10 protein-coding genes are annotated in these 10286 nt (G+C 58.4%); all 10 read left to right on the forward strand.

Annotated elements, in window-relative coordinates:
• Nucleotides 1-2 precede the first annotated feature (2 nt).
• The 10 genes from ADA16_RS00380 to ADA16_RS00425 all read left to right on the forward strand — a co-directional run bounded on the left by ADA16_RS00380 (nucleotide 3) and on the right by ADA16_RS00425 (nucleotide 10195).
• Nucleotides 3-485: an arginine repressor gene (locus ADA16_RS00380; protein WP_048758335.1), complete on the forward strand. Its 483-nt coding sequence runs from the start codon at nucleotides 3-5 to the stop codon at nucleotides 483-485.
• A 48-nt stretch (nucleotides 486-533) separates the two neighbouring features.
• A complete protein-coding gene (locus ADA16_RS00385) occupies nucleotides 534-1733 on the forward strand; it encodes an argininosuccinate synthase (RefSeq protein WP_048758336.1) in 1200 nt (399 codons plus the stop codon).
• 45 nt (nucleotides 1734-1778) lie between these two features.
• Nucleotides 1779-3218 carry an argininosuccinate lyase gene (gene argH / locus ADA16_RS00390; protein ID WP_048758337.1) on the forward strand — a complete coding sequence of 480 codons (1440 nt, stop codon included), beginning with the start codon at nucleotides 1779-1781 and terminating at the stop codon, nucleotides 3216-3218.
• 658 nt (nucleotides 3219-3876) lie between these two features.
• Nucleotides 3877-5028 carry a hypothetical protein gene (locus ADA16_RS00395; protein WP_048758338.1) on the forward strand — a complete coding sequence of 384 codons (1152 nt, stop codon included), beginning with the start codon at nucleotides 3877-3879 and terminating at the stop codon, nucleotides 5026-5028.
• Nucleotides 5029-5034: 6 nt separating this feature from the next.
• On the forward strand, nucleotides 5035-6666 hold the full coding sequence (locus ADA16_RS00400) for a VWA domain-containing protein (RefSeq protein WP_048758339.1): 1632 nt from the start codon (nucleotides 5035-5037) through the stop codon (nucleotides 6664-6666).
• Nucleotides 6653-7327, forward strand: coding sequence for a hypothetical protein (locus ADA16_RS00405; protein ID WP_048758340.1), 675 nt, complete (start codon nucleotides 6653-6655; stop codon nucleotides 7325-7327). Before ADA16_RS00400 ends, ADA16_RS00405 begins: the two co-directional genes overlap by 14 nt.
• Complete coding sequence (locus tag ADA16_RS00410; RefSeq protein ID WP_038625618.1) at nucleotides 7302-7475, forward strand: Trm112 family protein; 174 nt, start codon at nucleotides 7302-7304, stop codon at nucleotides 7473-7475. Before ADA16_RS00405 ends, ADA16_RS00410 begins: the two co-directional genes overlap by 26 nt.
• Nucleotides 7476-8126 (forward strand): DNA-3-methyladenine glycosylase, encoded by a 651-nt coding sequence (locus tag ADA16_RS00415; RefSeq protein ID WP_048758341.1) that lies wholly within the window; start codon nucleotides 7476-7478, stop codon nucleotides 8124-8126. It begins immediately after the preceding gene.
• Nucleotides 8127-8174: 48 nt separating this feature from the next.
• Complete coding sequence (tyrS, locus tag ADA16_RS00420) at nucleotides 8175-9443, forward strand: tyrosine--tRNA ligase (protein ID WP_193387462.1); 1269 nt, start codon at nucleotides 8175-8177, stop codon at nucleotides 9441-9443.
• A gap of 38 nt (nucleotides 9444-9481) precedes the next feature.
• Nucleotides 9482-10195, forward strand: a complete 714-nt coding sequence (locus tag ADA16_RS00425; protein WP_048758343.1) for a hypothetical protein — start codon at nucleotides 9482-9484, stop codon at nucleotides 10193-10195.
• The last annotated feature ends 91 nt before the right edge of the window (nucleotides 10196-10286 follow it).

Here is a 10286-nt window from a genome sequence, read left to right on the forward strand (position 1 = left end):
CCATGACCGCAGCACAACCAGGTTCTCGCACAGCACGGCAGGCGCGCATTGTTGACCTGCTGGCGCAGCATCACGTGTCCAGTCAGATCCAGCTCGTCGAGCTGCTTGCCGACGAGGGCATTGAGATTGCGCAGGCCACGTTGTCCAGAGACCTCGATGAGCTGGGCGCCCGGAAGATCCGCGATGGAGTTAACGGTTCGCGTTATTCCATCGTCGAAGATGCTCTCGCTGTTTCCAGTGGTGCAGTGGCCAGGATGCGGCGCGTTTTAGACGAGCTGCTGGTCTCTATTGATCATTCGGGTTCCATTGCGGTTGTGCGTACACCACCTGGAGCCGCACAGTATCTAGCCAGTGTGATTGACCGTGCGGGACTCAAAGAAATCGTTGGCACAATTGCAGGTGATGACACCGTAATGTGCCTGGCTAGAGAACCACTTTCCGGCGCTGAGCTAGCCCAGCGTCTAGCCGCCGGAACGAACCAGTAAACTATTCCACGAAATGCTTTAAGCACCGATTAAAGGAGCGCTTACCCTATGACCAACCGGGTTATTCTTGCTTACTCTGGTGGCCTCGACACCACCGTTGCTATTCCGTACCTCAAGGAAATGACCGACGGCGAGGTCGTCGCAGTTTCTATCGATGTCGGACAGGGCGGCGAGGACATGGAGTCCGTGCGTCAGCGCGCTCTGGACGCCGGCGCTGTCGAAGCTGTTGTTGTCGACGCTAAGGATGAATTCGCCGAGGAGTACTGCCTGCCGACCATTAAGGCAAATGGTCTCTACATGAAGCAGTACCCGCTGGTTTCTGCACTGTCTCGCCCGCTGATTGTTAAGCACATGGCGAAGGCGGCAGAGGAGTTCGGTGGCACCCACGTTGCTCACGGCTGCACCGGTAAGGGCAATGACCAGGTCCGTTTCGAGGTCGGTTTCGCCAACACCGCTCCGGACCTGAAGATCATCGCTCCGGCTCGTGACTTCGCGTGGACCCGCGACAAGGCCATCGCCTTCGCTGAGGAAAAGGGTCTGCCGATTGAGCAGTCCAAGTCCTCGCCGTTCTCCATCGACCAGAACCTCTTCGGTCGCGCCATTGAGACCGGCTACCTGGAGGACCTGTGGAACGCACCGACCAAGGATGTCTACGCGTACACCGAGGATCCGACCCTGAACTTCAACTCCCCGGATGAGGTCATCATCTCCTTCGAGGACGGTAAGCCGACTGCCATCGACGGTAAGAAGGTTTCCGTACTTGAGGCCATCGAAGAGATGAACCGCCGCGCTGGTGCTCAGGGCATCGGTCGTCTGGATATGGTTGAGGACCGCCTGGTCGGCATCAAGTCCCGCGAGATCTACGAGGCTCCGGGTGCTATGGCCATCATGGCTGCACACGCAGCTCTGGAGGACGTCACCGTTGAGCGTGAGCTGGCTCGTTACAAGCGCCAGGTCGAAGGCGAGTGGGCCAACCTGGTCTACGACGGTCTGTGGTTCTCGCCGCTGAAGCGCGCACTGGATGCCTTCATCGAGGAGTCCCAGAAGGGCGTTTCCGGTGATATCCGCATGGTCATGCACGCTGGTCACTGCAACGTCAACGGTCGCCGTTCGAACACCTCGCTGTACGACTTCAACCTGGCTACCTACGACGAGGGCGACACCTTCGACCAGACCCTGGCTCGCGGCTTCGTCGAGCTGCACGGCCTGTCCTCGAAGATGGCCGCAAAGCGCGACTTCAACCTGTAAAGAATCACCAGAGCGACTAGAGCGAAAGGCCTATTGAAAAAGACAATGGTCGAAAAGCACGGTACCAACGAAGGCTCCCTGTGGGGCGGCCGCTTTGCCGGTGGCCCGTCCGAGGCGATGGCCGCATTGAGCAAGTCGACCCATTTTGACTGGGTGCTCGCGCCTTACGACGTTCTTGCGTCCAAGGCCCACGCCCGAGTGCTGCATGCTCGCGGGCTGCTCAGCGATGCCGACTTTGACACCATGATTGCAGGCCTCAATCAGCTCGACCGCGACGTTGCCTCTGGCGAATTTGGTCCGGAGCCGACGGATGAGGATGTCCATGGTGCCATGGAGCGTGGCCTGATTGACCGCGTCGGCCCGGAAGTCGGCGGTCGCCTGCGCGCGGGTCGTTCTCGCAATGACCAGGTGGCAACCCTGTTCCGCATGTGGCTGCGCGATGCCGTCCGCGGTATCGCACTGGATGTCACGGACCTGGTCGGCGCCCTGGTTGCTCAGTCCAAGGCACACCCGGATGCCATCATGCCGGGCAAGACTCACTCTCAGGCGGCTCAGCCGGTGCTGCTGGCGCACCAGTTGCTGGCACATGCGCATCCGCTGCTGCGTGACCTCGATCGTATCCGTGATCTCGACCGTCGTTTGGCTGTATCCCCGTACGGCTCCGGTGCGCTGGCGGGATCCTCGCTGCACCTGGATCCGGAAGCCATCGCTGAAGAGCTTGGTTTCGATTCGGCTACGGACAACTCCATCGACGGCACTTCTTCGCGTGACTTCGCCTCTGAGGCGGCTTTCGTCTTTGCACAGATTGCCGTGGACATGTCTCGCCTGGCAGAGGAGATCATCTACTGGGCCACCCCAGAGTATGGTTACGTCACTCTGGCTGATGCCTGGTCGACTGGTTCGTCCATCATGCCGCAGAAGAAGAACCCGGACGTGGCAGAGCTGACCCGCGGTAAGACAGGTCGTTTGATTGGTAATCTCGCTGGTCTCATGGCCACGCTGAAGGCTCAGCCGCTGGCCTACAACCGTGACCTCCAGGAGGACAAAGAGCCTTTGGTGGACTCGGTCGAGCAGCTGACCCTGCTGCTGCCGGCATTGACCGGTCTGGTGGCAACGCTGACCTTCCACGAGGACCGTCTGCGCGAGCTCGCTCCAGCGGGCTACACCCTGGCCACTGACCTGGCTGAATGGCTGGTCCGCGAAGGCGTGCCTTTCCGTGACGCTCACGAGGCTTCCGGCCAGTGCGTCCGCATTGCGGAGTCCAAGGGCGGCATCGGTCTGGACGAGCTTTCCGACGAGGACCTCGCCGGTGTCCACCCGGCACTGACTCCAAAGGTCCGTGAAGTGTTGACTATCGACGGCGCTGTCGCTTCCCGCGACACCCGTGGTGGCACCGCGGGTGTCCGTGTTGCAGAGCAACTCGCTCGTGTCGACGAGAAGAACACTGAGCTAAAGCAGTGGGCTGAAAAGCCGGTTCGCGGCTAAAGCTGGTAAAGCGGCTAGCTCAGCTAGCGCGGTTAAAGTAGCCGTCTCAGCTAACGCACCTAATTAATCGGTGTGCGGTCAATCGATCGCACACCGATTCTTCTTTCAAACCACCGGAATGGCACTCGGATGTGGTGACGGGGGTTTGGTGTGCTTTCCAGATCATACGAAACAGACCTAGAAGGCCATTTGTGCAGACCAGATGAAAAAACGGCACCATCCCCAAAAATTACGAGCTGCACATGTGAAACTGCCCAACTTTATAGCACTTTCAGGCCATTTTTCGGGACATTTTTGCTATAAGCGAGGTCAGTAACTTACATTGGCCCGCTGTCGCTGACATAAACGCGGTCACTAACTCGTGTTGACCCACCGTCGCCGGCCATTTTTGCTATAAACGCGGTCACTAACTTGCATTGGGTCAAGTAGCGAAAGGTGACCACCGGCCGACACACTGAGCGGATACACTTTTTGTCTATAACCCCGGAATACCAGGGTGCCCCGAAGTGACGCAGGTTACTGATTATTTCTATACCTGTTGCCAGCTCTGACTGCGTCTCTTACCATAATTTCATGGCGGAAAGTACGGCGTCGAGCGGTGGAAATCACAGCTCACGAGATAAAAATAAGAATCGGAGGGGGCAGCAAGAAAGGGTGCATGGGCCCGGGGCCAATTCTTGCAGTCATTTTGATTGTCATTGCAGCTGTCGCGGTGTATATCGGTCGTGGCGGTAGCGTTCCAGGACTTTCTGGTAGCAGCTCCGGAGGCAACAGTGATTTCTTCGGTGGCGAAAAAACCGTCGTCAAGGCGATTATCGGCTCTGAGAAGAAGCCGTTCTTCGAGGACAAAGAGGTTCAGAAAGCGCTTGCCTCCCACGGCTATGCGGTGGAGGTAAAGACGGCGGGTTCGCGTCGGATGGCCACGGATGTGGATTTGGATTCCTTCGACTTGGCATTCCCATCGTCGGCGCCAGCAGCGGAGAAAATTGCCGAGAAGATGAGTGGCGCTGAGCGGTATGACGTCTTCTACACCCCGATGGCAATCGCTACTTTCGACAACATTCTTCAGGCGCTGGAAGGCGAAAATGTTGCCCGGAAACAGGGCACTACGTGGCAGGTTGACATGGAAGCACTGGCCACGATGCAGCACGACAATGTCCGCTGGCGGGACTTCGCGGGGAACGACTACCCGTCGCCACGCGCGGTGCAGATGTCGACGACCGACATTCGCTCGTCGAACTCAGCCGCAATGTACTTGTCGCTGATGTCCTGGATCACTAACGACGGCCGGATTGTATCCGACACCGGACAAGTCAATGCCGTTTTGCCAGAGCTCACTCCGCTGTTCACCGGCCAGGGGTACACCGAATCCTCGTCGGCGGGGCCATTTTCTGACTACCTCTCTCAGGGAGTCGGTTCGAAGCCCATGGTGATGGTCTACGAGTCGCAGTTCCTCGGCGAGGACCGTGCCCCGAACAGCCGGTTGAAACCGGAGATGCGCTTGGCGTATCCATCGCCGACAATTCTGAGTACTCACGTTGCGCTGGGCTTTAACGACAATGGTGCTGCCGTGGCGAAGCTCCTTGCAGAAGACCCTGAGCTTCAGAAGTTGGCGGCAAAGCACGGCTATCGATCCAGCCATCCTGAGGCGATGGAGGAATTCCAGACGCAATTGCAGACGGGGCAGGAGGCATCCACCGATTTTGTGGACTCTATTGATCCACCGAGTTTCGACCTGCTCGAGCAGCTCATCGAGGGTGTTTCTCGCGGATACCAGGGTCCGCCGAGGCCTGAAACGGAAGAGGGATAAAGGCCAATGAACGTGGAAAAAGTACCAACTACTCTTCGGAAAGTACTGCTTGCCCTCATCGGCGTGTTCGGCATCTTTGCTGTCGCGGCCTGCTCCGACGACGGCCTGAACTTGTCGCTGGGCTCCGACGATGAGAAGACGAACAAGGTCAACGTCGATTCCGACCTCAAAGGCTCGACCATGCGCATCGCAGGTGCCACGGAGCTCAAAGAGCTCAAGCCACTGATGGAAAAGGCCTCGGACGACCTCGGTTTTACTATCAGCCTCGAGCTTCTCGACGGTACTGTGAAGAACAGCCACGCCCTCATTGACGGCAACTTCGACGAACATTTTGATGCCACCTGGTTTGCGACCAATCGGTACGTTGACCTTCTCGGCGGGACCGACAAGCTCGGCGAAGCCAAGAAAGTCGCCACCTCGCCGGTCGCATTCGGCATCCATTCGGCCAAGGCGCGGGAGCTCGGGTGGGATACCAAGCAGCCGACGTGGGCTGAGATCGCGGAAGCTGCGTCGTCAGGCAAATTGACCTACGGCATGACCAACCCCGCGGAATCTAACTCCGGCTTCTCCGGCGTGGTGTCGGTGGTGACCGCGTTCGCTGATACCGGCTCCGCGCTGACTACGGCGGATATTAGCCGCACTACACCTGAACTGCAGAAGTTCTTTGAGGGGCAGAAGATGACTTCGGGGTCGTCGGGATGGCTGCGCGACAAGTTCCTGGACGAGCCGGACTCTGTGGACGCTCTTATCAACTATGAAGCCGTGCTCCAGCAGATGAACAAAGAGGGCGCTGACCTGGAAGTTGTGGTTCCCAGTGACGGTGTCATCAGCGCTGACTACCCGCTGACGCCGCTCGCTCAACCCTCCAATGATTTCGCCGCGCGGCAGACGGCAGCGCTCGGGCAGTGGTTGGAAGCAAACTCGCAGCTGCTTGCAGATCACTTCCTGCGCCCGGTCTCCGGTGATGCCAACCTGCCGGAAAATATGACCGACAGCGTCATCATCGAGCTGCCGTTCCCAGGCGACCGCTCCGTCACGGACCGCCTCATCGAGGCGTATGACAATGAACTGCGGGTGCCCGGCGAGTCGGTCTTCGTTCTGGACACTTCTGGTTCCATGTTCGGCGAGCGCATCGCGGACCTGCAGGAAACGATGCACGCAATTGTCGACGGCAGCGCCCGCACCGAAACGGGGAGCGTCGGACTGCGAAATCGCGAGATTGCCACAATCCTGCCGTTTAGTACGACCGTCGGTGAGCCCACGACCACGACAATTGATGGTCCCGAATCGCGCGCTCAGCTGACCGCCGCGGTTGATGGACTGCTTGCCGAAGGTGAAACCGCGCTTTACGACGCCCTGATCCAAGCCTTCAATCTTCTCGGCAGCTCTGATAAGAACTCCATCCCGTCCATCGTGGTTCTGACCGATGGACAGGTAACATCGGGCAAGACTTTTGCTGAATTCCGCGATTTCTACCAGTCCAAGGGCGGAAATCTGCCGCCGGTATTCGTCATCCGTTATGGTGAAGCGGATTCGCGGGAAATGCAGGAACTTGCGGAACTGACCGGTGGTAAAGTCTTTGAGTCCCGTGAGACCGAGCTCGCCGATGTGTTCAAGGAGATTCGTGGCTACCAGTAATTCCTCCGGCACTTCCTCCGACAAATCTTCCGGCGGTGGCTTTCTCAACAGCCCCGCTAATATCGTCGGACTTATCCTTGCCATCTCGGTCGTGGTGCTGCACCTGGTTGTAGGGCTTGGTTTCCTGTGGCCGGTAGTTGCGATTGCCGCGTGGGGAGCCTCGGTTGCACTGTTACCGAGGCAGAGCAAGGGGGCTCAGAAGTCCGTTGGCTCGGCTCCGAAGCCAGCACTTGCACAGCGCCGCCCGCTCAATCCGGTTGAGCTGCGCAAAAGTCTCCACCGGACGTTGGGCACACTTTTCGAGCAGGATCCCGGCGAAGAGCTGGGCGAAGCCACATATGAGCTTGGCGTGACGCTGGAGTCCGTCCTGAGCGAGTGGAAATATCTCAAAAACTACCCCGAGCAGAAGGTAGTCATCGATGGCATCATCGAGGAGTACTTGCCGCAGACGGTCAACTCCTACCTCGCGGTCCCGGAGCGCCTGCGGTATAAGGCCGAGGATCCGGCTCGGGAGTCCATCGAGCTGCTGCATTCCGCGGTACAGAAGATTCAGGATGCCATCGGTCAGGACAACCTGATCGCTTTGGAAGGTCAGCGTGACACCTTGGCAATTCAGTTCGGTAAGGTAGTGGACTATGAGCCTCGATCCGAAACTCCTTGATATCCTCGCTTGCCCGCGTGACAAGGGGCCGCTTGAATACCTCGAAGACGAGCAGGTGCTGGTCAACCCCCGTCTGAAGATTGCCTACCGCATCGACGACGGCATTCCGGTCATGCTTTCCGACGAAGCCATCACCTGGGACAAATAATTGCCTTTCCCGCTTGCCGACGGCTACCGCGCTCTCGACCGCTCTGTGCTTTCGGGAGCTCCCATCGATGCTGCGCGGACGCTGCTCGGCTGCGTGATTGTTATTCCCGCAGAGGGTGTCACCGCCACCATCACCGAGGTTGAAGCCTACGGAGGTCCAGCTGGCCAGCGCTATCCCGACCCGGCAGCGCACTGCTTTATGGGGCCAACCGAACGCAATCGCGCCATGTTTGGCCCGGCGGGGCATTGGTATATCTACCGCTCCTATGGCATCCACTTTTGTGCCAACATCACTAGCGCTACGGACGGCACGGGCGGGGGAGTATTAGTCCGCTCTGTACGCATTGAGCAGGGGATGGATGCGGTGCGTCGTCGCCGTGGTGAAAAGCCCGCGGTTGCGGGTCTCGGACGTGGTCCGGGCAATGTTGGTCAGGCGCTTGGCCTTGACCTAAGCGACTATGGGGCAGATGCGCTGGATTCGTCGTCACGCGTGTTTGTGGCACAGCCGGAGACCGCCGATTTAGTTAGCGACATCCACGCCGGCCCGCGCGTGGGCGTTCGGCGAGCTGCGAATCGGCCGTGGCGGCTGTGGCTTCCGGACGATTCAGTCTCAGCCTACCGGCGCCACAAGAAGGCGCTTGAGGAGTTCTAGGTCACCCTCGCGGTGAACGTCGGCAAGCGAAACGTTACGATAGAGGACGTGACTGAACAGAACATTATCGACGAACTACAGTGGCGTGGGCTGATCAATCAGTCCACCGATGTTGACGCGCTGCGCGAGGTGTGCGAAAACCCCATTACTCTGTATTGCGGTTTTGACCCAACGGGCGATTCGCTACACGCGGGCCACCTGGTTCCGATGATTATGCTGCGTCGTTTCCAGCTGGCCGGTCACCACCCAATTGCGCTTGCGGGTGGCGCCACGGGGTTCATTGGTGATCCGCGTGATGTCGGTGAGCGTTCGATGCTCAGCCAGGACGCCATCGAGCACAACCTGGAGGCCATCAAGGGCCAGCTGCGTCGTTTCATTGACTTTGAGGGCGAGGCCCCGGCCACGATGGTCAATAATGCGGACTGGACTATGAACATGTCCGTCATTGACTTCCTTCGCGATGTCGGCAAGAACTTCTCCCTCAACACCATGCTCGACCGCGACACCGTCAAGCGTCGTCTCGAGTCCGACGGCATCTCTTACACCGAGTTTTCCTACATGCTGCTGCAGTCCAACGACTACGTGCAGCTGCGCCGCAACTACGATTGCGTACTGCAGATTGGTGGCGGCGATCAGTGGGGCAACATCGTCTCTGGTGTCGATTTGAACAGGCGTATCGACGGTGCCAAGGTGCACGGCCTGACCGTGCCACTGGTGACTGATGCGCAGGGGCAGAAGTTCGGTAAGTCCACCGGTGGCGGCAAGTTGTGGCTGGATGCTGAGAAGACCTCGCCGTACTCCTGGTACCAGTACTTCCTCAATGCCGGTGACTCGGTTGTTATCGACTACCTGCGTTGGTTCACCTTCCTGTCTCAGGAGGAGATTGCGGAGTACGAGGTCGCTGTTGCGGAGCGTCCATTCAAGCGTGAGGCGCAGCGTCGTCTGGCGCAGGAGATGACCAACCTGGTCCACGGCGAAGAGGCCACCAAGGCAGTGGAGCTAGCAGCGCAGGCACTGTTTGGCCGTGCTGAGCTGGCCGAGTTGGACGAGGCCACCCTGGCGGGTGCTGTCTCCGAAACCGAGGTTGCGGAGATTGCCGAGGGAGAGCCGCGTACTGTTGTCGACCTTCTCGTTGCTGCAGGTCTTGCCAAGTCGAAGGGCGAAGCACGCCGCACCATTAAGGAAGGTGGCGCATACGCCAATAACCAGCGCATCGAGGACGAAGCCTGGGAGCCTGCCGCCGAGCACTTGCTGCACGGCAAGTGGATTGTGCTGCGCCGCGGCAAGAAGAACTTTGCTGGTGTGAAGTTCGTGTAGGTCGGGAACCTTGTGAGCCCTTCCGCACTCTAACGGGTATGAATAATTTTGATCCACACGGCAATCAGCCGGCAGAGGCAGTCCATATTCCGTCCCAGTATCTCGAAGACAGCCAGTCTAACCCGTTTCTGGCGGAAGGTATTTCGTCTGCTCCGGTTGCTGCGCAACCTCAGACCAGCAAGAGTTCTAGTAATGCCGTAACCATTGTCGCCGTGGTCGTGGCCGTTGTCGCGACCATTGCGGCAGTATTCTTCGGCGTAAATGGGCCCCAGAAACTCGGATTGGCAAACCCTGTCCCCACAAGGGTTGCGGCGATACCAGAAGGGTTTCCAGCAGACCTTTCGCAGCAAGTCCCCGCGGGGTTGGCAAGCACCCTTTTCCTTTGTGAATCCCCGTCGCGCATCAACAACGGTGATGTCGAGGATGTAACGTCGGGTACCAACTGCAAAATGGCAATTAATGGTGAATTAGGGCAGGCGGCTTTTGTCGCTGATGAACAGTGGATTGAGCGGGGACTGGATAACAGGCAAGAGTTGAAGGGCTATAAGGAACTCGACGCTGAGGGCTTCACTGCGTACTCGTACACTCTGGCTTTTCGTGATGGTCGGAAGGCTCATGTTGTCACGCTAGTTTCCAACGACCGGAAGCTGTACATGGATTTTGTACCAGCGGGGCAAGATCTCGATTTCAACGTAACTAGTGCTGAAATTGAAAAGTTCGAACGCTATGTCCTCGACGCCGTCGCTGTCTAATGGCGGCATGGCATCGATGACTTTTACCACTTTTACCTGGGGTTTTGTGTCTTTGGTGGGGTGTGTGTAATGTATTCGGAGGTCAGCGCGG

The sequence above is a fragment of the Corynebacterium vitaeruminis genome, assembly GCF_001054325.1.
Lineage (GTDB): Bacteria > Actinomycetota > Actinomycetes > Mycobacteriales > Mycobacteriaceae > Corynebacterium > Corynebacterium vitaeruminis_A.